The following is a 23561-nucleotide window of genomic DNA, read 5'->3' on the forward strand; positions in this document are numbered from 1 at the left end:
TTCTGCACGTGGCCCACTACTTCTCCGAGCGGCCTGACACGAGCCACAAGCCGGGCTCGGTCAGTCTCGTGCTGCCCGATCTGCACCTGCGGCTGGAGACCGACAGCGGCGTGTTCTCCCCCGAGCGGGTCGATCTGGGGACGAAGATCCTGCTGGAGAGCGTGCCACCGCCGCCGCAGGAAGGCGACCTGCTCGACCTGGGCTGCGGCTACGGGCCGATCGCGCTGACGATGGCCACGCGGGCGCCCGAAGCGACCGTCTGGGCGGTCGACGTGAACCGGCGCTCGCTGGAGCTCACGGAGCGCAACGCCCAGGCCGCCGCCCTTTACAAAGTAAGACCGATTCATATCGACGACGTACCAGATGACGTGAAATTTCGGGCTATCTGGTCTAATCCGGCGATCCGGATCGGCAAGCCGGCACTCCACGCCATGCTCACCAGGTGGTTGTCGCGGCTGACCCCCGACGGCGTCGCCTACCTGGTCGTCCAGAAACACCTCGGCTCCGACTCCCTGCAGCGCTGGCTCGGCGAGCAGGGCTGGCAGGCCTCCCGTGAGGCTTCCAGGGCCGCGTACCGAATCCTGAAGGTGACACGATGAGAAGGCAGCTTCGCCCCACGGACGTGAAGCGGCTCAACCGCACCTGGCGGCGCGGCACCGAACACCGGATCGCGCTGATCCTCGAGTCGGTGACCGGCCCGTTCAACGTCGGCTCGATCTTCCGCAGCGCCGCCGCGTTCGGCGTCGACACCATCTGGCTGGCCGGCAACGCGACCCCGCCCACCAATCCCAAGGCGGGCAAGACCGCGCTCGGCACCGACCGCCTCGTCACCTGGCACGAGCCCATGCCCGCCGTCGACGCGGTCAAGGCGGCCCGCGAGGACGGCTACGCCGTACTGGCGATCGAGCTCACCTCCGACGCGCGGCCGATCTTCCGCGCCGACCTCGCCCGCGACGTCTGCCTGGTCGTGGGCAGCGAGGACCACGGCTGCTCGCCCGCGCTGCTCGACGCCGCCGACGGCGCCTGCTACATCCCGCAGGTCGGCCGGGTCGGCTCCTTCAACGTCGCGGTGGCCGCGGCCATGGCACTGGCCGAGACCCGCCGCCAGGAATGGGCAGACCTGCCTGATTCGTAACCCAAACGTTCACCCACGGAAGGCATACTCGACCCGTGCTCAGCCGTCGATTCCCGTTCCTCGACCATCCGGGCCCCCTGGCCTTCGCCCACCGGGGCGGGGCGCTCGAAGGACGGGAGAACACCGCTGCCGCCTTCGAGCGGGCCGTCGCTCTCGGCTACACCTACCTGGAGACCGACGCCCACGCCACCTCCGACGGCGTGCTGCTGGCCTTTCACGACCACACGCTCGACCGGGTCACCGACCGGCGCGGCCGGATCGCCGACCTGCCCTACAGCGCGGTACGCCAGGCCCGCATCGGCGGCGCGCACGAGATCCCCCTGATGGAGGACCTGCTCGGCAGCTTCCCCGAGGCCCGCTTCAACATCGACGTGAAGGAGGCCGGCGCGATCGCCCCGCTGGCCGAGGCGGTCAGGCGCACCGGCGCCCACGACCGCGTCTGCCTGACCTCCTTCTCCGACGATCGCCTCGAACGGGCCAGGGCGGCGATGGGCCGCGAGGTCTGCTCCTCCCTCGGCCCGCGCGGCGTGGCCGCCCTGCGCACGGCCGCCAGCACCTCCGGCTACGGCCGGCTGCTCACCCGCCTGGCCCGTTCCGGGGTCCCCTGCGCGCAGGTCCCGGTCGGCTTCCGCGGCCTGCGCGTGACGACCAGGGCCCTGGTGCACACCGCGCACGCCGTCGGCATGCAGGTGCACGTGTGGACCATCAACGACCCGCTCCGCATGGAACGCCTGCTCGACCTGGGCGTCGACGGCATCATGACCGACAACATCTCGGGCCTGCGCGACGTCCTCGACCGGCGCGGCCTCTGGCATCCCGGCTCCCTGGCCGCATAGGAGAAGCATGACCGTCCCCTCACCCCCCGCGGTCTTCGACGACTCCCCCGCCGCGCGCAAGCGCGAGCAGTGGGGCTGGTACTTCTACGACTGGGCCAACTCCGCCTTCCCGACGACGGTCCTGACCGTCTTCCTCGGGCCGTACCTGATCACGATCGCCGAGGCGGCCGCGAACGGCGCGCCGTACGTGGACGTGCTCGGCTTCGACGTACGGCCGGGCGCGTACTTCTCCTTCGTCGTCGGCGTCGCGGCCATCCTGCAGATCGTCTTCATGCCGGTGGCGGGCGCGCTGGCCGACCACACCGGGCGCAAGAAGGAGCTGATGGGCTTCTTCGCGATCCTGGGCGCGCTGGCCACGGTCTGCTTCTGGTTCGTCGGCGACGGCCGCTACATCCTCGGCGGCCTGCTGTTCCTGATCGCGAACGTGGGCTTCGCGTGCGCGTTCGTCATCTACAACTCCTTCCTGCCGGACATCTCCACGCCCGACGAACGGGACAAGGTCTCCGGCATGGGCTGGGGCTTCGGCTACCTCGGCGGCGGGCTGCTGCTGGCCGTGCACCTGGTGCTGTTCCTGTTCGGCGAGGACATGCTCGGCATCGACAAGGGCACCGCGGTGCGCATCGCGCTCGCCTCGGCGGGCCTGTGGTGGGGCGGCTTCACGATCATCCCGCTGCTGCGGCTGCGCAACCGGCGCGGCGCCGCCCCGCGCCGCGAGACGGCCGGGCAGGCGATCGGCGGCTCCTTCCGCCAGCTCGGGCGCACCGCGATCGGGCTGAAGGCCTACCCGCTGACGCTGGCCTTCCTCGTCGGCTACCTGCTCTACAACGACGGCGTCCAGACCGTCATCTCCTTCTCCGCGACCTTCGCCGAGAAGGAACTGGGCCTCGACACGACCGTGCAGATCGGCGCCATCCTGATGGTGCAGTTCGTGGCGTTCTTCGGCGCGTTGCTGCTGAGCTTCGTGGCCTCGCGGATCGGCGCGAAGAAGGTCGTGCTGATGGCGCTGGTGGCCTGGACGGTCGTCGTCGCGATCGCCTACTTCCTGCCCGCGGGCTCGGCCGCCGCCTTCTACGCCCTCGGCTTCGCGATCGCCATCGTCATGGGCGGCACCCAGGCGCTGTCGCGCTCCCTGTTCTCCCACGTGATCCCGAAGGGCAAGGAGGCGGAGTACTACAGCCTCTACGAGATCAGCGACAAGGGCTCGACCTTCCTCGGCTCGGCCACCCTCGGCATGGCCATCCAGTTGTCGGGCAGCTACCGGCTGGGCATCATCTCGCTGGTCGCCTTCTTCATCCTGGGCGGCGCCATCCTGGCCGCGGTCAACCTGCCCAAGGCCATCCGCGCCGCCGGCAACGACGTCCCGGACAAGCTCTAGTCCGGCTTGGCCAGCACCATCGTCCCCGGCCCCTGCGCGGCGCCGGGGCCGCCGACCATCGTGATCGTGTCCGCACCGGCGGCGCCGCCGCAGTGCGGGCACGTCACCTCGGGCGTGAACTGCCGCCCGCAGGAGTGGATCAGCAGCGCGGGCGGCCCGCCGGGCGGCGTCGCCCACCGGTCGCCCCACGCCATCAGCGTGATGAGCGCGGGCACGATGTCGCGGCCCGCCTCGGTCAGGTGGTACTCGTGGCGGGCCGGCCGTTCCTGGTAGGCGACCTTCTCCACCACGCCGGCCGCCCGCAGGCGCTCCAGGCGTTGCGTGAGCAGGTTGCGCGAGATCCCGAGGTCCTCGCTCAGCTGGTCGAACCTGCGCAGGCCGAGGAAGAGGTCGCGCAGGATCAGCGGCGTCCACGGCTCCGCCACCACGCCGACGGCCTGGGCGATGGAGCAGTGCATGTCCCCGAACCTGTTCATGACCCCAGCATAGTCAGTTGATAAAGTGAACCCATGACAGTTCACTTTCAGGACTCACTCAACGAGGTCAGCCGGCGCTACCGCGAGGCGGGCGAGGCCAAGGACGTCGACGCCCTGATGGCCACGCTCTCCCCCACCGTCACCTTCCACTCCCCGCTGAGCGCCCGCGCGGGCTTCTCCGGGCACGCGCAGGTCCGCGAGCTGTTCACGGTGGCGCTCGGCGCGCTGCGCGAGCTGCGCTACCACACCGACGTCGGCGACGAGCGCACCCGCATGCTCGCCGCCACCGCCCGCCTCGGCAAGCACGAACTGGAGGAGGCCGCCCTGGTCAGGATCGGCGAGGACGGTCTCATCGAGGACGTCACCATGTGGATCAGGCCGCTGCCCGCGCTCACCGCCATGATGGCGGCGCTCGGTCCCGGCCTGGCCCGCACCGCCGGCAAGCCCGCCCTGGCGGCGCTGGTCGGCGCCTCGGTCAAGCCGCTGGCGTTCATGACCGACTTCGGCGACCGCACGCTGGTGCCCCTCGTCACTCCGAAGTGACGCGTACGTGCGCGCAGTGGCGGAAGACGTCGTCCGGGTCCCACGCCGACTTCACCCGCCGCAGCCTGCCGTAACGCTCCTCGCCCATCGCCCAGCGCACCCGGTCGTCGTCCGGGGCCTCCAGGTTCAGGTACGTGCCGGTCACCTCGTGACCCCGGATCGCGGCGGTCACCTTGGCCGTCCAGGCCCGGTTGGCCTCGTCGTCGGCCGGGTCCGTCCAGACCGCCATGGGGTGGATGAGGTAGCGGCCGCCCTCCCGGCCCGGGTAGGCGGAGTCGGGGCCGTTCCTGACCGCCTCCGGCATCGCCGCGACGACCAGTTGCGTCAGCGGGCTCGGGGCGGTCATCGCAGCGTCCTGCAGGTCGGCGACGAGGTCCGGCGGCAGGCCGCGGACCAACTCGGCGCTCCACCGGTTGCGCCAGCCCGGCTGGGCGCCGCCGTCGATCATCGACTGCAGCGCCACGTAGGGCATCGGCTGGACGGCGTCGAACAGGGGCTCGGCCGCCGCGTACAGGGGCCTGATCAGCTCCTTTCCGGCGTCCGGGTCGCCCAGCCACACCGGCGCCACCGCGAGGACCGGCCGGCCCACCACGTGGCCGGGCACGAACGGCTCCGGCGGCGCCGTCATGAAGATCACCGCGCCGTTGTAGTCGGGGAACTCCTCCAGCCCGGCCAGCGCGTCCAGGACGGCCGGCGCGTCGGCCACCCGGTAGCCGATCAGCCCGCCGAGCATCAGCGGCTCCACCGGGTGCAGGCGGAAGGTGAAGGAGGTGACGACGCCGAAGTTGCCGCCGCCGCCACGCAGCGCCCACATGAGCTCCGGCTCGTCCCGCTCGGTGACGGAGACCACGCGGCCGTCTGCGGTGACCATCTCCACGCCGATCAGGTTGTCGGAGGTCAGGCCGTGCCGTCCCGACAGCCAGCCGTGGCCGCCGCCGAGCGTGAGCCCGGCCACGCCGGTGTGGCTCACCCGGCCGCCGGGGACGGCCAGGCCGTGGGCCTGCGTGGCCTGGTCGACGTCGCGCCAGGTCGCGCCGCCCTGGACCACCGCGGTGCGCTCGCGGGCGTCGACGGTGACGCCGCGCAGCGCGGACAGGTCGATCACCAGGTCGCCGCCGAGCGCGAGCCCCGCCACGCCGTGCCCGCCGCCGCGCACGCTCACCTCCATGCCGCGGGCGCGGGCGTGGGCCAGCGCCACCACCACGTCCTCGGTGCCGCCGGCCCGCACGAGCAGCGCGGGCCGCCGGTCGATCATGCCGTTGTAGAGCCTCCTGGCATCCTCGTAGCCCGGGTCGTCGGGGGTGAGCGCTTCTCCTCGTACGGCGAGCCGCATCGTTGTCTCCTCAGGCCGTGAAACCGATGCCGCCCAGCCTGGACGGGCGACCTTCCACCTCCGTTTCACCGGCGTCTCACCGGCGAGCCTGGGATAATCCAGCCCATGTCATCGCCCTCCGGCCTGGACGTCCTCGTGCTCGGACCGGTCGTGATCCGCGCCGGGGAGGCTCTGGTCCGCCTGGAGCGCCCGCTCGAACGCGCGCTCCTGGCCCGGCTCGCGCTGGCCGGCGGGCGCCCCGTGCCCGACGAACGCCTCGCCGCCGACCTGTGGGGCGCGGCCGAGCTCACCCGGCCCACCGAGCGGCTGCGCGTCCTGGCCTCCCGCCTGCGCACCGCCCTCACCGCGGCGCCGTCCCCGTCTCCGTCCGGGGCGCGGCTGGCGCGGGCGGCCGGCGGCTACTCCCTCGACGCCGGCCCCGCCGACCTGCGCGCCGCCCGCGAGGCGGCCGAGAGCCTGCACGCCGCCGCGCGCGCCGGTGACCACCGCTCGGCCAGGGCCGCCGCGGCCGAGGCGCTCGGGTTGTGGCGCGGCTCGTCGCTGGAGGACCTGCGGGCCGTCCCCTTCGCCGCCGCGGAGGGCGAGCGGCTGGACGCGTGGCGCTTCGACCTGCTCGTGGAGCGGCTACGGGCCGACCTGGCGCTGGGCGCCGCCACCGAGGCGCGGCCCGAGCTGGAACGGCTGGCCGCCGAGCACCCCCTGCACGAGCCGGTGCACGGGCTGCTGGCCACCGCCCTCTACCGGAGCGGCCGGCAGGCGGAGGCCCTGGACCGGCTGGCCAGGCTGCGCCGTACGCTCGCGGAGGAGCTCGGCGTGGACCCGGCCCCGGAGACGGCGCGGCTGGAGATGCTCATGCTCCGCCAGGACCCCTCCCTCCTTCACGAGCAGCCCGCCCCGGCACGAGAGGCGAGTGCGGCACGCGAACCCGCCCTCGGCGGGCCGCCGGAAGAGGACGGACGGCCGGGAGAAAACGGGCGGGCGGGTGAAGGTGGGCAGCCGGGAGAAGACGGGCGGCCGGGAGAAGGCGTGCGGGCGGGTGAAGGGGCGGTGCGGCTTCCCGGGCCCGCGACCAGTTTCGTGGGCCGCGACGGCGACCTCGCCGCCCTGGTGGGCCGGTTGGCGCGGCCGGGGCTGGTGACGCTCACCGGCGGGCCGGGCAGCGGGAAGTCCCGGCTGGCGATCGAGGCGGCCAGATCGGTGGCCGGGCAAGGGCCCGAGGTGGCGGGACGGCCCGAGGTGGCGGGACAAGGGCCCGTGGTGGCGGGACAAGGGCCCGTGGTGGCGGGACTGCGACCGGTCCCGGTGGCCGGACAGCGGGCGGTCACGGTGGTCGAGCTCGCCCCGCTCCGAAGGCAGGACGCGATCTGGGCGGCCGTCGGCGCCGATCCCGGCGACCCGGCCGAGGCGGCCGCGCGGCTCGACGGCTCCCTGCTGGTGCTGGACAACGCCGAGCACCTGGTCGAGGCGGTGGCGGAGCTGGTGATGGCGCTGCTGGACCGTACGACGGGGCTGACCGTGCTCGTCACCTCACAGCGGCCGCTGCTGGCCCCCGGCGAGGAGCTGCACAGGGTCGGGCCGCTCGCGCCCGCGGCGGCGGCGCGGTTGTTCCTGCAACGGTGCGCGCCCGACCAGAGCGGCGCCGACCCCGCCGCCGTGGCCGCGATCTGCGCCGCGGTGGACCGGCTGCCGCTCGGCATCGAACTGGCCGCGGGCCTCACCCGGGCGCTGACCGCGGCGCAACTGGCCACGCGTGTGGAGGACCGGCTGCGGCTGCTGGTCGGCGGCGCGCGCGGCGCCGGCGGACGGCACACGAGCCTGCGCTCCGCCCTCGACTGGAGCCACGACCTGCTGGAGTCCCGCGAGCGCGCGGTCCTGCGCCAGGTGTCGGTCTTCAGCGGCGGCTTCACGCTGGAGGCCGCCGAGCACGTGGCCGCCGCGCGCATGCCGGTCGGCGACGTCGCCCCCGCGCTGGCCGAGCTCGCCGACCGCAGCCTGGTGACGGTGGAGACCGGCGGTGGCGGGCGCAGGTTCGGGCTGCTGGAGACCGTCAAGGACTACGCCACGGTACGGCTGGCCGCCGCCGGCGAGAGCGAACCGGCCCGCGCCGCGCATCTGGCCTGGTGCCTGGAGTTCGTCAGGCAGGCCGGCGACCCGGACGACTTCGCCGGCGCCGAGGCGGTCGGGGCGGTGTTCGCCGAGTGGCCGAACCTGCTGGCCGCCCTGGACGGCGCCCCGGACACCGAACGCGCCGCCGACGGCCTGCGCCTGGCCCTCGAACTGCACACCCCGTGGCTCATCAGAGGCTGGTACGCCGAGGCCAGACGCCACTTCGCCGCCCTGTCCGACGCCCCGGGCAGCACCCGGGCGGAACGCGCGGCCGCCCTGTGCGACCACGGCTTCGTCACGACCATGGTCGGCCGCTTCGACGAGGCCGCGGCCCTGCTGGCCAAGGCCGCGGAGCTGGCCGACGACGACACGCTGACCATGAACGTCCGCTACTACCGCGGCATCGTCGAGATCGAGCGCGGCCGGCTGAAGGACGCCCTCGCCCCGCTGCTGGAGGGCCAGGAACTGGCGGAGCGGCTGGCCAACAGGCAGCGCAGGTCCGCGTTCGCCGACGCGCTGGGCACCCTGTACCTGTACACGGGCCAGGCGGAGGCGGCGCTCGACCGCTACGTCACCGCCAACGCGCTCGACCGGGAGAGCGGCGACGAGCACGGCCTGGCCAGGGGCCTGAGCAACCAGGCCCAGGCGCTGCTGGCCATGGGCCGTACCCGCGAGGCGGTGGCCTGCGCCGACGAGTCCGGCCACTACGCGACCCGGCTCGACGACCGGCAGATCCTGCCGCTGAACGAGCTGATCAGGGGCAACGCCCGGCTCGCCGACGGCGACACGGGCGCGGCGCAGACGCATCTGCGCGCGGCGCTGGCCTACGCGGCCGAGGACGGCACCGGGGCGAGCATGGCGCACATCGACCTGGCCGACGTGCTGATCCTGCGCGGCGACCTGGACGAGGCGGGTTCGCTGCTGCGGGCGGTCTACGCCGACGCGCCGGAGGGCAGCACGCCGTGGCTGGCCGCCAGGGCGGTGTCGGCGGCGCTGACGCTCGCCTCCGGCGACCGGGCCGGCGCCGGGGACCTGGCCGAGGCGACGGCCTCCGCGTACGCCGCCTCGGGGTTCGGCTGGCCGAGATACACCGCCAGGCTGGCGGCGGTCCGCCACGAGCTGAGCCTCTAGAGGCTGTCTCAAAGGGCTGACCGCCGGTGATCCGGTCGTCCCAGGGGCTCAGCCTTCGGTGATCTGGGCGTCCAGGGGCTCACCGTACCCGCCGAGCTGGACCTTCACCGACGCGACGTTCTCGGGGGGCGCGGGCAGCAGCCCCCACAGCGTCACCTCGGCGCCGGCGGGCAGCACGTCGAGCTTGCCCGGCATGAAGCCGGAGCTGAGCGTGCCGACGAAGTCGAAGTAGGTGGGCTCGGCGAACCCGCACAGCTCGTGGCGGCTGCCGGGGCCGCTGACCGACAACTGTCCCGTGGTCAGCTCCTTGGGCGTGAAGTGGTTCTCGTACGGCAGCGGCGCGGGCTCGGAACCGGGGTTGGTCACCTTCACCGAGGCCAGCAGGTAGCCCGACAGCCGCCGCACGCCGTCGACCTCGGCCCGCAGGCCCGCGTCGGACAGTTCGCCGCCGGAGACGGGCGCCTCGGGCTCGCGCTGCCCGTCGACCTCGACCTCGACGCGCCGGTTCTTGGCCCGTCCCCGGGGGTCGTCGCTGCCGTCCGGCTTGGCGTTCGGGGCGACGGGGTCGCTCTCGCCGTGGCCCTTGGCCCGGTAGTCGAAGGAGTCGCCGAGCGAGGGCCCCAGCGCCTGGCGGACCGCCTGCGCCCGGCGCTCGGACAGCGTCTGGTTGTCGGCGTCGCCGCCCACCCCGTCGGTGTGGCCGTCGACGGTGACGGTGCCGGAGGAGGCGCCGACCCGCTCGCCGAGACCGGTGATCGCCGACCTGGCCGCCGGTGACAGCTTGGCGCTGCCGAACTCGAACAGCACGTCGCTGGGCAGCGTGAACGCCTCCTTGCCGCCCCTGCCGACCTTGCAGACCAGCGCGCCCACCTGCGCGTCGCCCCGGCCCGGCGGCACCGCGCCGTCCTCGGGACCGGCGGGGCCGATCGGCACCATCACGGGCCGCAGGCCGTTGAGCGCCACGAGCAGTTCGGTGGTCTCCTCGGGCGGCGCGGTGAACACGGCCGTCACCGGCGTGCTTGCGCCGGGCTCCACGTCCACGTCCTCGCTGATGCGCCCTTCGCCGGAATTGCCCGCCAGGCCGTAGGCGGTGCCCGTGACCGGGTCGACGAGGGCCACGAGCCGTTCGCGGGCGTCCAGGCCGAGCGTGCCGGGCGACAGTTCCTTGTCCGTGCCGTTGAACAGGTCGAACCGCAGCGCCAGCTCCTTCTCCCCGGTCCTGGACAGGCGCAGGTTCCTGCCCTCGACGGGCAGCGCGGTGGAGACGGCGGGGGCGACGATGCCGGGATCGGGCCGGCCCGGCTGGGGCTTGTTCGCGCTCGGCCGCGCCTCGTCCCGCGTGGACCGGGGCTCCTCCTCCGCCGGGGCAGAGGGCTCCCCCGCGGAGGAGGAGGGCTCGTCCCGGCCGGCGGCGGGGGGCGGGAGCGCGCCACAGGCGGACAGTCCGATGACGAGGGCCACGCCGCAGGCCAGGCGCCGGGTGTGAGGGGTCATGCCGAAAGCGTGCCGGGGGCGCGTTCCACGGACATCTCACCGGCGTCTCACGCGAAACGCCCTTCCGAGAGCAGTGCTCTTGACACAGGCGCTCTCTTTCGAGAGCATTGCTCTCACAACAGAGCGATGTACTTCAAGGAGACTCCGATGCCCGCCCCCCGTCTCACCTCCGCCGCCTTCGCGGCCACCGGCCTGATGTTCCTGCTCTATCCGGTTCTGCGCCCCTCGGGCGACGACGCGGCCGCCATGGCCTCGGCGAACTGGGTCATCGGGCACCTCGCGGCCATGCTCGGGTTCATCCTGATCGGCCTCGCCGTACTCGGGCTCCACCAGGTCCTCGGCGACCGGCTCTCACTGCGCGCCGCGGTCGTGACCTGGATCGGCGCCGGGCTGACCCTGCCCTACTACGGCGCGGAGGACTTCGGGCTCAACGTCATCGCCGAACGATCCCTGCGCGACGGCGCGCCCGCGCTGATGGAACTGGCGCAGGACTTCCGTTACGGGACGGTGGAGGTCACGATGTTCGCCGGCGGCCTGCTGCTGCTCGGCGCCGGCGCGGTCATGGCCGCGGTCGCCGTCTGGCGCACGGGCGTGCTGAGCAAGTGGAGCGCGGTGCCGCTGGCGGCCGGGTTCGCCCTGTTCATCCCGCAGTTCTTCGCGCCGGTCTACGCCCTGCGCATCGCCCACGGGGTGCTCATCGCGCTGGGCGCGCTGTGGCTGGCCGGGGAAATGTGGCGCTCGCGAACCGCGTGAAACAAGAACTTCCTCCCACTCCTGGCGGCCTGAGCGGTTGGATGACGCTCCGGGTGGGAATCCCATCACGGTACCAAGCGTTAGACACCGTGGGAGACAGACCCCCCATCTTAGTGGGGGCCCTGTAGGAGGCATTTAGACATGGGCGAGCGCGCACTTCGTGGCACCCGGCTCGGGGCAACCAGCTACGAGAACGACCGTAACACGGATCTGGCCCCGCGCCAGGAGGTGTCCTACACCTGTCCGAAGGGCCATCGCTTCGAGGTTCCGCTTGCCGCTGAAGCCGAGATCCCCGCCACCTGGGAGTGCCGCATGTGCGGTGTGACCGCGGTGCGCGTGGACGGCGAGCAGCCGGAGTCGAAGAAGGCGAAGCCACCGAGGACGCACTGGGACATGCTCCTGGAGCGGAGGTCCATCGAGGACCTGGAAGAGGTGCTCAACGAGAGGCTGGCCGTCCTACGCGCCCAGCGTCGCAAGAGCGCCTGACACATTCTCACGGTGAAGCCCCCGGGCCCTGATGGGTCCGGGGGCTTTGGCTTGTCCGCGACCGGCCGCTCAGCCGCCGTCGCGCTCCTCCCTGATGACCTCGCCGTGCACGACCTTGCCGCCGCCCGACGGGTCGGCCGAGGGGTCCTGGTCCGCGCGCTGGAAGGGCACACCCAGGTTCGCGTACGGCGAAGCCGCCGCCATCGCCTTGACCCGGCGGGCGAAGAACCACGACCCCAGGCGGCGCATCATCGGCCGCGTGAACGGCAGCACGCACAGGAACCCCGCGATGTCGGTCAGGAACCCCGGCGTCAGCAGCAGGGCCCCGCCGACGAGGATGAGCCCGCCGTCGGCCAGCTCCTTGTCCGGCATCCGGCCCGACTGCAGCGACTCGTTGATGCTGCGCCAGGCCCGGCGCCCCTCGCGGCGCACGATCCACGCGCCGAACAGGCTGTCGGCGATCAGCAGCGCCACCGTGGTCCAGCCGCCGATCACGGAGCCGACCTGGATGAGCACCCAGATCTCCAGCACGGGCACGACCAGGAAGGCCAGGAAAAGCAGGAGCCGGACCATCGATTTCCTCATTCGGGCAGGCGGACGCCGTTTACTGACGGTACAACGTCCGGGCCGCCCCGGACGTTCCGCGCGAGGGCGGTGTCAGCGGCGGCGGCGCAGGCGTGCGGGCAGCCCGGTGACGCCCCAGAGGCTCACCCGCCACAGCGCCTCGGTGATGACCTTGCCGCTCATCTTGCTGACCCCGTTGACCCGCTCCACGAACGTGATCGGCACCTCGCGGGCGCGCAGCCCGCTGCGCACGGTGCGCAGGGTGAGGTCGACCTGGAAGCAGTAGCCCTGCGACTCCACGCCCGACACGCCGATCTTCTCCAGCGTGGCGGCGCGGTAGGCGCGAAAGCCCGCCGTGGCGTCGCGGATCGGCAGGCCCAGGATGAGGCGCACGTAGACGTTGGCGCCCCGGGACAGGAACTCGCGGTGCGCCGGCCAGTTGACGACCTTGCCGCCGGGCACCCAGCGCGAGCCGATCGCCAGGTCGGCGCCCTCGGCCAGCGCCTCCAGCAGCTTGGGCAGCTCTTCGGGCTGGTGGGAGCCGTCGGCGTCCATCTCGACGAGCACGTCGTAGCCCTCGCTCATGCCCCAGCGGAACGCGGCGATGTAGGCGGCGCCGAGCCCCTGCTTGCCCGGCCGGTGCAGGACGTGGACGTGGTCGTCCTCGGCGGCCAGTTCGTCGGCGAGGTCGCCGGTGCCGTCGGGGCTGTTGTCGTCGACGATCATGAGGTGCGCGTCGGGCACGGCGGCCCGGATCCGTCCGGCGATCAGCGGCAGGTTGTCACGCTCGTTGTACGTGGGTACGACGATGAGCACCCGGCCAAGCGTCTCCATGGTCAGTCGTTACCTCATCCGATCGTCTCGGCGCCTGCCGCGCCACGCGGCGACGCCTACGGCCCCCACACCCATCACCATCAGTGCCCATTCGGGCGCCGCGCCCACCGTGGTGGCGAGCGTGGCCCGGGTCCTTACGGGCACCTTGACCACGTTCATGTCGGCGACCCCCTCGCGGGTCTGCCAGGAGACCCTACCCTCCGGCGTGACGAAGGCGGAGATCCCTGTGGTCGCGGCGGTCACCACGGCTCGATTGTGCTCCACCGCGCGCAGCTTGGACATGGCCAGTTGTTGCGGGGGAAGATTGGACAGTGCGTAGGTGGCGTTGTTCGTCTGCACGGCCAGCGGCGTGCCACCGGCCCTGACGGTCTCGCGGACGGTCGCGTCGAAGGCCACCTCGTAGCAGTTGACGGCGCCGATGGTGACCGGGCCCATCCGCAGGTCGCCCGGCCTGGTGCCCGCCACCGACTGCCGCCCGACGAGCCTGGCCCGCTCGAACAACGCCAGGAAGACCTCCTTGAACGGCGTGTACTCACCGAACGGGACGAGCTGCTGCTTGTCGTAGTAGGCGCCGGGCCCCTTGACCGGGTCCCAGACGAGGCTGCGGGTGGCGCGCTGCGCGTCGCCGATCGAGACGACCGCGCCGACCAGCGTGGGCACCCCGACGTCCTTGACCGACTCGTCGATGACCGAGCGGGCGAAGTCGCTGCGGTAGGGGTCGATGTCGGTGGAGTTCTCGGGGAGGATGACGATGTCCGGCTTGAGGACCTTGCCCTCGCGCGCGGCCTGGGCCAGGCGCTTGGTCTCGTTGGCGTGGTTCCGCAGGACGATGGCGGGTTCCTCGCCGAAGGCGTACATGCCCTTGCCGGGCACGTTGCCCTGGACGATGCCGATGTTGACCGACCGGCCCTCGTCGCCGGGCCGCGGGATCGCGAGCGCCGCCAGCGGTACGGCCAGCGCGAGCGCCAGCGGCGCCACCGCCAGGCGCCCGTCACGCGGCTCTGGGGCGCCGGTGGCCCGGCGTAGCGCCGGAAGGTAGCGGACGGCCGCGTAGGCGATCAGCGAGCCGCACAGCGCCACGACGAAGGTCACCAGCGGCACGCCGCCGAGCGCGGCGTACGGGGTGAACGGCGACTCGCCCTGGCTGAAGGCGACCCTGGCCCAGGGGAAGCCGCCCACCGGGAAGGTCGAGCGGCACCACTCCATGCCCACCCACAGCGCCGCCGGCCACAGCGGCCACCAGGGCAGGCGCAGGGTGAGCCGGGTCAGGAAGGCCCAGGCGGCGTAGAAGAGGCTTTCGACGGCGACCAGCGCGATCCAGGCGTCGACGCCGATCGGGCTGACCCACCACAGGGTCGGCAGCAGGAAGACCACGCCCGCCAGGTAGCCGAGCCAGGCGGCGCGGCGGGGGCGGCAGCCGTACACGGAGATGACCAGGAGCGCCAGGCCGATCGGCGCGCTCCACCACCAGTCGAGCGGCGGGAAGGCGAGGAAGAGCGCGAGCCCGCCGGCGACGGCGGCGGCCACGCGGGCGAGCAGGCGCGCGGGCGGTTCCTTCGGCCACTTCACCGATGGCGGGGCGGGCGCGGGGGGGCGGGGGAGGGGTGAGGGCGGTGGGGCCGCCGCTTTCTCCTGCACCACGCCGGTCTCCTCGCGATCGCTGCAAGCCGTCGCGCAAACGGTACCGCCTGGCCGGGGCGATTGGCTCCGCGCCTGGCCAGGAGTGCCGCACCTGGCAGGGTGACCTCGCGGGCCGTCGGCCGCGAGATCACCCGGCGCTTTGTGGTGATCCACTGGCACGGGAGCGGGAAGAGGGCCCGGAAACCCTTCGGACCGGACCCGTCTCGTCGGCGGCGAGCGCGGAATTCCGTTGTCTACTGGGCTACCGGGCCCGTCCCGGGTCCAACCCCCCGCCCGGTTGGGGTGCCCCGACTCGACGGACCGACGGCCCTGCACCTGGCTGTGTGGACGGAGTCGCGCACAATATGTCACGCTCCGTCACGGACGCAGGATCCGACGATGTCAGAGACGGCCAACCGGCCAAGTCCCGTGCTGGACTGCGCAGCAAACTACCGACTCCAACTCAGATGTCAACCGTGTCCCGATCAGCGGAAACATCAAGTTTTCGCAGGTAGTCCATGGGAGCGGCAGGGAGACCGCGCGGTGACCCGCCACGACCCGCCCGCGCGGCCGCCGCGCTAAAGCCCATTTGTCGGTCCATTTCCTCGAGGCCGCAAGCGGCTCAACGCGGGCCCCAGCGGGCGATCGTGGGCGACGCCCAGGCGTTGTGTGGCGCGGGTCAGGGCCACGTAAAGATCGCTCGAACCGCGCGCCGACTGCTCGACGATCAGTTGCGGTTCCGTCACGATCACGGAGTCGAACTCCAGCCCTTTCGCGTCCGCCACGCCCATCACCGCCACCGGCGCGTCCAGTGCCGCCGCCCCGCCGCCCACGGCCGTGCCGGGCACCGCCGCGGCGACGCTCGCGCCGAGCGTGCCGACCAGGACGTCCGGGGCGACGACCACGACCTTGCCGCCCTCGCCCACCTCGGCCTTGACCAGGTCCGGCAGCTCGGTCAGCGGCGCCGACCAGGGCGTCGCCCCGCTCTCGCGCACCGAGGTCGGCGCCCGCAGCTCGGGGTCGATCGTGGCCAGCACGTCGGCGGCGACCGCCATCAGCTCCACGGGCGTGCGGTAGTTCACCGTCAGCTTCTCCTGGCGCCAGCGCCCGGCCACGTAGGGGTCGAGGACCTCAGCCCAGGCGCGCGCCCCGGCCGCCGAGCCGGTCTGGGCGATGTCGCCCACGATCGTCATCGAACGGGTGGGGATGCGGCGCATGAGCGCCCGCCAGGCCATCGGCGACAGTTCCTGCGCCTCGTCCACGATGACGTGGCCGTAGGCCCAGGTGCGGTCGGCGGCGGCGCGCTCGGCCGTGGTCAGGTAGGGGCCGCCGCCGCGCTGGCGCTCGGCCAGCCGCTCGGCCTCCATGACGTCGGACAGGCCGGTCAGCTCCAGGACCTCGCGCGCGTAGGCGAGCTCCGCCTCGCGCTCGTGCTCCTCGGCCTGGCGGGCCGCGGCGAGGTCCTCCTCGGCCTGGGCGGCGCTGGCGCGCAGCACCTTCTCGTCGATCTCGCCCAGGAGCTCGGCCGCCTCGTCGAGCAGCGGGACGTCGGACTCGGTCCACTCCCCGCCCTCCCTGCGCAGCAGCGCGCGTTCCGCGGGGGTCAGGGCGGCGGCGGCGTAGTCGAGCCGTTCGGGCGAGCCGTACAGGCCGAGGAGGAGGCGCTGCGGCGTCAGATACGGCCAGAAGCGGTTGAGCGCGGTGCGCACCACCTGCTCGGTGCGTAGTTCCTCGCGCAGGTCCGCCAGCTCGTCGTCGTCGATGAGGCCCTTGCCTATCTTCTTGGCCGCCTGGCGGGCGAGGGCGTTGAGGATGGAGCGGACGAACACCGTGCGCGCCTGGTTGTGCGGGCGGCGCGAGCGCACCGCCTTGTTGCGCGCGGCGTCGAGCATGCCGGGCTCGATCGTGAGCGTGTAGCGGCCCAGCGGGAGCTGGACGGGCTTGCGCTGGACGCGCTGGCGGTCGCGCACGGCCCGCGCGATCACCTCGGCCATCCTGATGTCGCCCTTGAGCGCCGCCGTGGGCGGCCGGTCGCGGGCGGTGGCGTTCAGGCCCGGGTAGAGCTCGCCGACCGTGGACAGCAGCACGTCGGTCTCGCCGAGCGAGGGCAGCACCTGCTCGATGTAGCGCAGGAAGGTCAGGTTGGGGCCCAGGATGAGCACGCCGCGCCGTTCCAGGCGCTCGCGGTGGGTGTAGAGCAGGTAGGCGGCGCGGTGCAGCGCCACGACCGTCTTGCCGGTGCCGGGGCCGCCCTGGACGACCAGGACGCCGTTGAGGTCGGCGCGGATGACGCGGTCCTGCTCGGCCTGGATGGTCGCCACGATGTCGCGCATGCGGCCCGTGCGCTTCTCGTCCAGCGCCGCCAGCAGGGCGGCCTCGCCGTTCAGGGTGGCGCGGTCGGCCTCGCTGATCCCGTCGAGATCCAGCAGGTCGTCATCGACCCCCACCACGGTACGGCCGCGCGTCTGCAGATGCCGGCGGCGGGTGACGCCCATGGGGGCGGCCGGCGTGGCGCGGTAGAACGGCTGGGCGACCGGCGCGCGCCAGTCGATGAGCAGCCGCTCCTGCTCGTCGTCGGTGAGGCCGAGCTTGCCGATGTAGAGCCGGCCCTCCTCCGTGTGGTCCAGCCGGCCGAAGACCAGTCCGCGCTCGACCGCCCACAGGCGGGCCAGGCGGTTGGCGTACATGTCGGCGAAGGTGTCGCGTTCGGAGCGGTTCTGCATGGTGCCGACGGCTCCGGTGGCCAGGACGTCCTTCAGCTGGCCCTGGGTGCGCTCGCGTAGCACGTCAAGCCGGGTGTACAGGCGGGAGACGTACTGCTGCTCCTTGGCCAGCTCGGTTTGACGGGCGGTAGTGGGACCACTAGTGTTTGTGGTGTTAATGGGACACTCCGGGCCATTCTGCTAGTTGTTACGACAAATCACGACCTTAGCATGCCTGTTGAGACACCCAGGATCTTCCTTTCCTTGAGACGGTCACGTCTTGGTTTCACCTCTTGACCGATCCTGCCAGGACTCCGTACGTTCACACCAAGTTAGGAAACTTTCCTAACCCTCACTCCGCTCGTCGGGACCCGCGGATCCCCAGGGTGAGGATGTGGCGAGGGAGATGTCGTGAGTGGTCCGGTTCCTGGTACTCCAAGTCTGCTACGCGCGATCAACGACCGCGCGGCCCTGCAGGCGCTCCTGGAGCGAGGGCCCCTGACGCGCCCCGAGATCGGCACCCTGACCGGCCTGTCCAAGCCCACCGCCTCCCAGCTCCTGTCCCGTCTGCAGGATGCCGGCCTGGTGGTCCTCGACGGGATCAGGGAAGGACTGCCGGGCCGTACAGCAGAGGTTTACCGGATCAACCCCGCCGCCGCCTACGTCGGCGCGCTCGACGTCACCCCCGACCGCGTCCAGGCGCGGGTCGCGGACATCACCGGCGCCGTCGTGGGCGAGTACACGCTACCCACGACGCGCCGCCCCTCGGGCACCCTCGTCGAACGGCTGCGCGCCGCGCTGGACGGCGCCAACGCGCCCGGCCCGCTGCGCCGCGTGGTCATCGGCGTCCAGGGCGCCATGGACCCGACCACCGGCCGCCTCGGCTTCGCCACCGCCAAGGACGTGCCCGGCTGGCTGATCCCCGACCTGGTGCCCACCCTCGCCGAGGGCCTGGACGCCCCGGTCGACGTCGAGAACAACGTCAACCTCGTGGCGCTGGCCGAGCAGGCCCACGGCGTGGCGCGCGGGCACGGCGACTTCGTGCTCCTGTGGGCCGACGAGGGCATCGGCATGGCCATCGTGCTCGGCGGGCGGATGCACCGCGGCGCCACCGGCGGCGCCGGCGAGGTCGGCTACATGCCCACGCCCGGCGCGCCGACCGCGCGGGAGGCAGGGCGCTACGCCAACCACGGGTACCAGGCGCTCAGCGGCGGCCCCGCCGTACACACCCTTCTTCAGTCCTACGGCGTGCGCGGGTCCGACTTCCGCCAGGCCATCGCCAACGCCACGCGCGCCGCCCAGGGAAGCGGGCAGCGCGCCGACGACGCCAGGGCGGGGCTGCGCGATGTCGCGGCCCGGCTCGCGGTGGGGCTGGCCTCGATCACCTCGGTGATCGACCCGGCGCTCATCGTGCTGACCGGCGGCACCGTGCTGACCGGCGGCGAAACCCTGCGTGAGCTCGTCGAACACGAGCTTCACGCGCTCACCACCCTTCGACCTCAGGTGCGCTTGTCGACCATGGAAGGCAATCCCGTCCTCGCCGGCGCGCTCGACCTGGCCCTCGACACAGCCCGTGACGAGGTCTTCAGCAGTACGGTTTCCACGCCATGAGGAGGCACCCCCCGTGCGCTTCGTCCCCCTGGCGGTCGCCGGGCTCACAGCCCTGGTCCTGACCGCCTGCACCGCGGGCAAGGAAGCGGCGCCGTCACTCGGCGCCCAGCCCAAGCCCTCAGGATCGGCCTCGCAGGCGCTGCCCGCGGCCACCCTCGAACTCTGGCACGGCTTCGCCACCGATGCCGAGGCCAAGGCGTTCGAGGATTCCGTCGCGGCCTTCACCAAGAAGTTCCCGCAGATCACCGTCAAGACCAAGAAGGGCGTCCAGGACGACCAGATCACCGCGGCCATCCGCGGTGGCAAGGCGCCCGACGTGGCCGCGTCCTTCACCACCGACAACGTCGCCCAGTGGTGCAAGTCGGGAGCGTTCCAGGATCTGACCGCGGTCATCCAGCAGGACGGCATCGACCTGTCGGTGCTGCCCGAGGCCTCGCGCGCCTACACGGAGTTCGAGGGCAAGCGGTGCACGATGCCGCTGCTGGCCGACGCCTACGGCCTTTACTACAACCGCGCCCTGATGAAGGGCAGCGAGCCGCCCAAGACGCTGTCGGAGCTGACCGAGCTGACCAAGAAGCTCACGGTCCGCGACGCCAACGGCGACATCAAGGTGGCCGGCTTCATCCCCAGCGCGCAGTACTACGAGAACAGCCCGTCGCACCTCGGCCCCATGGTCGGCGCCAAGTGGTACAACGACGACGGCACCTCGGCCATCGGCACCGACCCCGCCTGGAAGCAGTTGCTGACCTGGCAGAAGGAGCTGGTCGACTGGTACGGCTACGACAAGCTCGAGAAGTTCCGCAAGGGCCTGGGCGACGAGTGGGGCGCCGAGCACCCGTTCTTCAAGGGCAAGGTCGCCATGATCCTCGACGGCGAGTGGCGCAACGCCATGATCGCCAATGACCCGAAGGCCAAGAGCCTGGACTACGGCACCGCCCCCCTGCCGGTCGCCGACGACAAGCCCGACCTGTACGGCAGCGGCTTCACCGCCGGAACCGTCATCGGCGTCCCCAAGGGCGCCAAGAACCCGCAGCACGCCTGGGAGCTGATCAAGCACCTGACGACCGACACCGACTCGCTGGTGACGCTCTCCAACGCGCTGCGCAACGTGCCCACGACCAAGGCCGCGATGGAGTCGCCCAACCTGGCCAAGGACGACAACTTCAAGACCTTCCTCGACATCTTCGCCCACCCGAAGACCTCGACGCTGCCCGCCAACGTCAACAGCGTCTTCAACCAGGACGCCCTCTCCACCTTCATGGCCTCCTGGGAGAAGGGCCAGGTCAAGGACCTGGACGCCGGGCTGAAAGATGTCGACAAGCGGATCGACGACAAGATGAAGCTGTCCGGAGGCTGATGTGGCTTCCCGCGCTCACGCTGCGCCGCCGTCCCGGTGGCGGCGCAGCGAGGGCCTGCGCGCCCTCGTGTGGCTGTCGCCCTGGCTGGTCGGGATCTCGATCTTCTTCGTCTACCCGCTCGTGGCGACCGTCTACTTCTCCTTCCACCGCTACGACCTGTTCACGCTGGAGTTCATCGGCCTGGACAACTGGCGATACCTGTTCAAGGACGACCGGGTCTGGACCTCGATCCAGAACACGCTGTGGCTGGTCGCGATCATGGTCCCGGCGCAGCTGATCTTCGCGCTCGGCGTGGCCCAGCTCATCACCCGGCTGAAGTCCGGCCTCGGGCTGATCCGCACCATCGTCTACCTGCCCTCGCTGGTGCCGATGGTGGCCGGCACGGTGGCGTTCGTCTTCCTGATGAACCCCTCGACCGGCCCGTGGAACCAGATCCTGGCGCTCATCGGCATCACCGGGCCCGACTGGTTCGGCAACCCCGCCTGGTCGAAGCCGAGCCTGACGCTGCTGGCGATGTGGAGCTGCGGCAACATGATCGTCATCTTCATGGCGGCGCTGCTCGACGTGCCCAAGCACCTCTATGAGGCGGCCTCCATCGACGGGGCGAACGCCTGGCGGCAGTTCCGCAGCGTCACGCTGCCGATGATCTCGCCGGTGCTGCTGTTCTCGACGATCACCGCGGTCATCTACGCCCTGCAGTACTTCACCCAGGCGATGATCGCCTCCCGGGTCGCGTCGGGCTCCACCGACTCGGCCGGGTCCGTGTTCACGCCCGGCTATCCCGACCAGTCGCTGCTGACCCTTCCGCAGTGGCTCTTCCACGCCGGCTTCCGCGACTTCTCCATGGGCTACGCCTGCGTGATGGCGCTCCTGCTGTTCGCGGCGGCGATGGTGTTCACCACGGTCCTGCTGCGCAGGTTCCGCTACGCGGAGGAGGTCTCATGAGCGCCACCGCGACCGCACCCGCCCGGCGGCGGGCCGTACGCGCACGACCGGCGGCCGGCGCCCGGCGCAAGACGCTCATGTGGATCGCCAAGCACGCGATCACCATCGTGCTCTGCATCATCTTCATCGCGCCGCTGGTCTTCGTGTTCCTGACCGCGCTGATGACCGACGAGCAGGCGCTCACGAGTGAATTGTGGCCGCAGACGTGGAACTGGTCGAACTTCGCCGCCGTGTTCGCCAAGTCGAAACTGGTGCAGTGGACGCTCAACACGTTCATGTACGCCGCGCTGGCGACGACGTTCACGCTGCTGTCGTCGATCCCGGTCGCCTACGCGCTGGCCCGCTTCCGCTTCCGGGGGCGCAAGCTGGCGTTCCTGCTGGTCATCACCACGATGATGCTGCCGCCCCAGGTGGTGGCCGTCCCGGTGTACCTCATCTGGGCCCGCTTCGACCTGACGGACTCACTGTGGCCGCTGATCCTGCCGATGCTGCTGGGCGACGCCTTCTCGATCTTCCTGTTGCGCCAGTTCCTCGTCACGATCCCCCGCGACTACACCGACGCCGCCCGGGTGGACGGCTGCTCGGACGTCAAGACGCTGTTCAAGGTCATCCTGCCGATGGCCCGCCCGGCGATCGCGGCGGTCGCGCTCTTCCAGTTCTTCTACTGCTGGAACGACTACTACGGCCCACTCCTGTATGCGGGAGTCGACCAGGAGGGGTGGACGCTATCGCTGGGTCTGGCCACCTTCAAGGCCTTCCACAGCGTGCAATGGAACCTCACCATGGCGGCCACGCTGCTCGTGACGGCTCCGGTCATCATCATCTTCTTCCTCGCGCAGAAGGTGTTCATCGAGGGGGTGACATTGACGGGGGTGAAGGGCTGATCCTGGCCATCGACGGGGGCAACAGCAAGACCGACGTCGCTCTGGTCGCCGCGGACGGCCGGGTCCTGGCCACCGCTCGCGGCGGCCCGTTCACGCCGCACACCGACGGCGTCCCCGCCGCCGTCGCCACGGTCCTCCACACGGTACGGCGGGCCGGCATCACCACCTCCCCCGCGCTGGTCGCGGCCTTCCTGGCCGGCGCCGACCTGCCCGCGGAGGAGGAGATCCTGGCGGCCGAGTTCGCCCTCCAGGGCTTCTCCGGCCGGATCGTGGTCCGCAACGACACGTTCGCGCTCCTGCGGGCCGGAGCGTCGGGACCGTGGGGAGTGGCCGTCGTCTGCGGCGCCGGCATCAACGCGGTCGGTGTCTCCCCCACCGGCCGGATGGCCCGCTTCCCCGCCCTGGGGAAGATGTCGGGCGACTGGGGCGGCGGGCAGGACGTGGCGGAGGAGATGCTCTGGCACGCCGTCCGCGCCGAGGACGGCCGCGGCCCGGCGACCTCGCTGAGCACGCTGGTCAGGCGGCAGTTCGCCGTCGGGTCCGTCGAGGAACTCGTGCTCGACCTGCACTTCGGCCGGATCGATCCGGCCCGCGTGCTGGAGCTGGCGCCAGGGTTGTTCACCGCCGCCGGCTCCGGCGACGCGGTGGCCGCGTCCCTGGTCCGGCGGCTGGCCGAGGAGGTGGTGGTGATGGCTGAGGTGTGCCTGCGGCGGCTCGATCTGCTGGAGACGCCCACCGAGGTGGTCCTGGGCGGCGGCATGCTGACCGCGCGGGACCCGCTGATGACGGCGCTGCTCGACGGTGAGTTCGCCGGGCGGGCGCCGCGGGCCAAACTGCTCGTCGCCGACGTACCGCCGATCGCCGGGGCGGCGCTGAGCGGCCTGGACCTGCTCGGCGCCACCGAGGAGGCCAAGGCCCTCCTGCGCGCCCAGTACACCCCCCGGCTTCCCTGAACGGCTTCCCCGCTGCCGTGCGGGGAGCCTGTTTAGGCATTCTGAGCTGCGGATACTAATCACCTCGGCATGAGTTTCGCGACTCTGGGTGATGGTGTGACCACGGTGTGTTCGCAGATCGGATCGGCGCGGTGGCCGGCGGTGCTGGCCGCGTTCTGGCTGTGCGCCGCGTTGTGGTCGCCCGGTCACGCCGCCTGGGCGGCCGAGTCCGTCGCGGTGGCCTCCGCCGTACACCTTGTTGAGGAGTGCGGCACCGACGAGGCCGGGCCGCGCGGCAACCGCCGCCCGCCCGTGAAGCGACCGCGCAGCGCGGCCGCCCGCCCTTTTCCCGAGGTACGGCGGGCCGCGGCGCCCACCCGGGCGACCGGGAACACCGAGCGCCTGGTCCTGCTGAGCGTCTGGCGGCTGTGAGCCGGCGGGAC

The 23561-nt window shown here is 72.0% G+C and carries 21 protein-coding genes; 14 read left to right on the forward strand and 7 right to left on the reverse strand.

From position 1 onward, the window contains the following. The first annotated feature begins 8 nt into the window (after window positions 1-8). From ACFWY5_RS41910 to ACFWY5_RS41925, 4 genes are read left to right on the forward strand one after another with little or no spacing between them, the layout of a single operon-like run. Complete coding sequence (locus ACFWY5_RS41910) at window positions 9-599, forward strand: class I SAM-dependent methyltransferase (protein WP_379624466.1); 591 nt, start codon at window positions 9-11, stop codon at window positions 597-599. Then, window positions 596-1135: a TrmH family RNA methyltransferase gene (locus tag ACFWY5_RS41915; RefSeq protein WP_379624468.1), complete on the forward strand. Its 540-nt coding sequence runs from the start codon at window positions 596-598 to the stop codon at window positions 1133-1135. The genes ACFWY5_RS41910 and ACFWY5_RS41915 overlap by 4 nt, the downstream gene beginning before the upstream one ends. 35 nt (window positions 1136-1170) lie before the next feature. After that, on the forward strand, window positions 1171-1971 hold the full coding sequence (locus tag ACFWY5_RS41920; protein ID WP_379624470.1) for a glycerophosphodiester phosphodiesterase: 801 nt from the start codon (window positions 1171-1173) through the stop codon (window positions 1969-1971). A gap of 7 nt (window positions 1972-1978) precedes the next feature. Further along, on the forward strand, window positions 1979-3346 hold the full coding sequence (locus ACFWY5_RS41925; protein ID WP_379624472.1) for an MFS transporter: 1368 nt from the start codon (window positions 1979-1981) through the stop codon (window positions 3344-3346). On the opposite strand, the gene ACFWY5_RS41930 is transcribed toward ACFWY5_RS41925, so the two are convergent. Beyond that, window positions 3343-3822: a winged helix-turn-helix transcriptional regulator gene (locus ACFWY5_RS41930; protein ID WP_379624474.1), complete on the reverse strand. Its 480-nt coding sequence runs from the start codon at window positions 3820-3822 to the stop codon at window positions 3343-3345. The two genes, ACFWY5_RS41925 and ACFWY5_RS41930, sit on opposite strands and share 4 nt — an antisense overlap. 33 nt (window positions 3823-3855) lie before the next feature. Here ACFWY5_RS41930 and ACFWY5_RS41935 point away from each other — a divergent pair, with 33 nt between their 5' ends. Continuing rightward, a complete protein-coding gene (locus ACFWY5_RS41935) occupies window positions 3856-4365 on the forward strand; it encodes a nuclear transport factor 2 family protein (RefSeq protein ID WP_379638175.1) in 510 nt (169 codons plus the stop codon). Here the strand turns inward: ACFWY5_RS41935 and ACFWY5_RS41940 are convergent. Continuing rightward, entirely contained in the window at window positions 4352-5698 is a 1347-nt protein-coding gene (locus ACFWY5_RS41940) for an FAD-binding oxidoreductase (protein WP_379638176.1), read from the reverse strand. The two genes, ACFWY5_RS41935 and ACFWY5_RS41940, sit on opposite strands and share 14 nt — an antisense overlap. Before the next feature lie 105 nt (window positions 5699-5803). On the opposite strand from ACFWY5_RS41940, the gene ACFWY5_RS41945 reads away from it, so the two are divergent. Next, complete coding sequence (locus tag ACFWY5_RS41945) at window positions 5804-8935, forward strand: BTAD domain-containing putative transcriptional regulator (RefSeq protein WP_379638177.1); 3132 nt, start codon at window positions 5804-5806, stop codon at window positions 8933-8935. Between the two features lie 48 nt (window positions 8936-8983). Here the strand turns inward: ACFWY5_RS41945 and ACFWY5_RS41950 are convergent, their stop codons facing one another. Beyond that, the gene (locus ACFWY5_RS41950; protein WP_379638178.1) at window positions 8984-10429 is read right to left on the reverse strand and encodes an OmpA family protein; all 1446 of its coding nucleotides are present in this window, start codon (window positions 10427-10429) and stop codon (window positions 8984-8986) included. Between the two features lie 147 nt (window positions 10430-10576). Here ACFWY5_RS41950 and ACFWY5_RS41955 point away from each other — a divergent pair, with 147 nt between their 5' ends. Further along, the gene (locus ACFWY5_RS41955) at window positions 10577-11182 is read left to right on the forward strand and encodes a hypothetical protein (RefSeq protein WP_379624484.1); all 606 of its coding nucleotides are present in this window, start codon (window positions 10577-10579) and stop codon (window positions 11180-11182) included. 141 nt (window positions 11183-11323) lie between these two features. Continuing rightward, window positions 11324-11668, forward strand: coding sequence for an RNA polymerase-binding protein RbpA (locus ACFWY5_RS41960; RefSeq protein WP_184968423.1), 345 nt, complete (start codon window positions 11324-11326; stop codon window positions 11666-11668). Between the two features lie 69 nt (window positions 11669-11737). Here the strand turns inward: ACFWY5_RS41960 and ACFWY5_RS41965 are convergent, their stop codons facing one another. The 4 genes from ACFWY5_RS41965 to ACFWY5_RS41980 all read right to left on the reverse strand — a co-directional run bounded on the left by ACFWY5_RS41965 (window position 11738) and on the right by ACFWY5_RS41980 (window position 17409). Next, window positions 11738-12241: an FxsA family protein gene (locus tag ACFWY5_RS41965; RefSeq protein WP_379638179.1), complete on the reverse strand. Its 504-nt coding sequence runs from the start codon at window positions 12239-12241 to the stop codon at window positions 11738-11740. Between the two features lie 84 nt (window positions 12242-12325). After that, window positions 12326-13066 (reverse strand): polyprenol monophosphomannose synthase, encoded by a 741-nt coding sequence (locus ACFWY5_RS41970; RefSeq protein ID WP_379624488.1) that lies wholly within the window; start codon window positions 13064-13066, stop codon window positions 12326-12328. A 9-nt stretch (window positions 13067-13075) separates the two neighbouring features. After that, complete coding sequence (gene lnt / locus ACFWY5_RS41975; protein ID WP_379638180.1) at window positions 13076-14635, reverse strand: apolipoprotein N-acyltransferase; 1560 nt, start codon at window positions 14633-14635, stop codon at window positions 13076-13078. Window positions 14636-15264: 629 nt separating this feature from the next. Then, window positions 15265-17409: a HelD family protein gene (locus ACFWY5_RS41980; protein ID WP_379624551.1), complete on the reverse strand. Its 2145-nt coding sequence runs from the start codon at window positions 17407-17409 to the stop codon at window positions 15265-15267. A gap of 390 nt (window positions 17410-17799) precedes the next feature. Here ACFWY5_RS41980 and ACFWY5_RS41985 point away from each other — a divergent pair, with 390 nt between their 5' ends. From ACFWY5_RS41985 to ACFWY5_RS42010, 6 genes are all read left to right on the forward strand, one after another. Continuing rightward, on the forward strand, window positions 17800-18999 hold the full coding sequence (locus ACFWY5_RS41985) for an ROK family protein (protein ID WP_379624492.1): 1200 nt from the start codon (window positions 17800-17802) through the stop codon (window positions 18997-18999). A 13-nt stretch (window positions 19000-19012) separates the two neighbouring features. Continuing rightward, entirely contained in the window at window positions 19013-20356 is a 1344-nt protein-coding gene (locus ACFWY5_RS41990) for an extracellular solute-binding protein (RefSeq protein WP_379624494.1), read from the forward strand. 1 nt (window position 20357) lies between these two features. Further along, window positions 20358-21302 (forward strand): carbohydrate ABC transporter permease, encoded by a 945-nt coding sequence (locus ACFWY5_RS41995; RefSeq protein WP_379624496.1) that lies wholly within the window; start codon window positions 20358-20360, stop codon window positions 21300-21302. Continuing rightward, window positions 21299-22186 carry a carbohydrate ABC transporter permease gene (locus tag ACFWY5_RS42000; protein WP_379624498.1) on the forward strand — a complete coding sequence of 296 codons (888 nt, stop codon included), beginning with the start codon at window positions 21299-21301 and terminating at the stop codon, window positions 22184-22186. Before ACFWY5_RS41995 ends, ACFWY5_RS42000 begins: the two co-directional genes overlap by 4 nt. Next, window positions 22072-23139, forward strand: coding sequence for an N-acetylglucosamine kinase (locus ACFWY5_RS42005; protein ID WP_379624500.1), 1068 nt, complete (start codon window positions 22072-22074; stop codon window positions 23137-23139). The genes ACFWY5_RS42000 and ACFWY5_RS42005 overlap by 115 nt, the downstream gene beginning before the upstream one ends. A gap of 69 nt (window positions 23140-23208) precedes the next feature. Further along, window positions 23209-23550: a hypothetical protein gene (locus ACFWY5_RS42010; RefSeq protein WP_379624502.1), complete on the forward strand. Its 342-nt coding sequence runs from the start codon at window positions 23209-23211 to the stop codon at window positions 23548-23550. Window positions 23551-23561: the final 11 nt, after the last annotated feature.

The organism is Nonomuraea sp. NPDC059007, from assembly GCF_042740555.1.
Lineage (GTDB): Bacteria > Actinomycetota > Actinomycetes > Streptosporangiales > Streptosporangiaceae > Nonomuraea.

Bases quoted from the DNA above. Each gene is read 5' to 3' on its own strand.
- ACFWY5_RS41935 (WP_379638175.1), top strand. From the start codon at position 3,856: ATGACAGTTCACTTTCAGGACTCACTCAACGAGGTCAGCCGGCGCTAC.
- ACFWY5_RS41960 (WP_184968423.1), top strand. From the start codon at position 11,324: ATGGGCGAGCGCGCACTTCGTGGCACCCGGCTCGGGGCAACCAGCTAC.
- ACFWY5_RS41970 (WP_379624488.1), bottom strand. From the start codon at position 13,066: ATGGAGACGCTTGGCCGGGTGCTCATCGTCGTACCCACGTACAACGAG.
- ACFWY5_RS42000 (WP_379624498.1), top strand. From the start codon at position 21,299: ATGAGCGCCACCGCGACCGCACCCGCCCGGCGGCGGGCCGTACGCGCA.
- ACFWY5_RS42005 (WP_379624500.1), top strand. From the start codon at position 22,072: ATGGAACCTCACCATGGCGGCCACGCTGCTCGTGACGGCTCCGGTCAT.
- ACFWY5_RS41955 (WP_379624484.1), top strand. From the start codon at position 10,577: ATGCCCGCCCCCCGTCTCACCTCCGCCGCCTTCGCGGCCACCGGCCTG.
- ACFWY5_RS41965 (WP_379638179.1), bottom strand. From the start codon at position 12,241: ATGGTCCGGCTCCTGCTTTTCCTGGCCTTCCTGGTCGTGCCCGTGCTG.
- ACFWY5_RS42010 (WP_379624502.1), top strand. From the start codon at position 23,209: ATGAGTTTCGCGACTCTGGGTGATGGTGTGACCACGGTGTGTTCGCAG.
- ACFWY5_RS41980 (WP_379624551.1), bottom strand. From the start codon at position 17,409: ATGCAGAACCGCTCCGAACGCGACACCTTCGCCGACATGTACGCCAAC.
- ACFWY5_RS41925 (WP_379624472.1), top strand. From the start codon at position 1,979: ATGACCGTCCCCTCACCCCCCGCGGTCTTCGACGACTCCCCCGCCGCG.
- ACFWY5_RS41945 (WP_379638177.1), top strand. From the start codon at position 5,804: ATGTCATCGCCCTCCGGCCTGGACGTCCTCGTGCTCGGACCGGTCGTG.
- ACFWY5_RS41930 (WP_379624474.1), bottom strand. From the start codon at position 3,822: ATGAACAGGTTCGGGGACATGCACTGCTCCATCGCCCAGGCCGTCGGC.
- ACFWY5_RS41940 (WP_379638176.1), bottom strand. From the start codon at position 5,698: ATGCGGCTCGCCGTACGAGGAGAAGCGCTCACCCCCGACGACCCGGGC.
- ACFWY5_RS41915 (WP_379624468.1), top strand. From the start codon at position 596: ATGAGAAGGCAGCTTCGCCCCACGGACGTGAAGCGGCTCAACCGCACC.
- ACFWY5_RS41950 (WP_379638178.1), bottom strand. From the start codon at position 10,429: ATGACCCCTCACACCCGGCGCCTGGCCTGCGGCGTGGCCCTCGTCATC.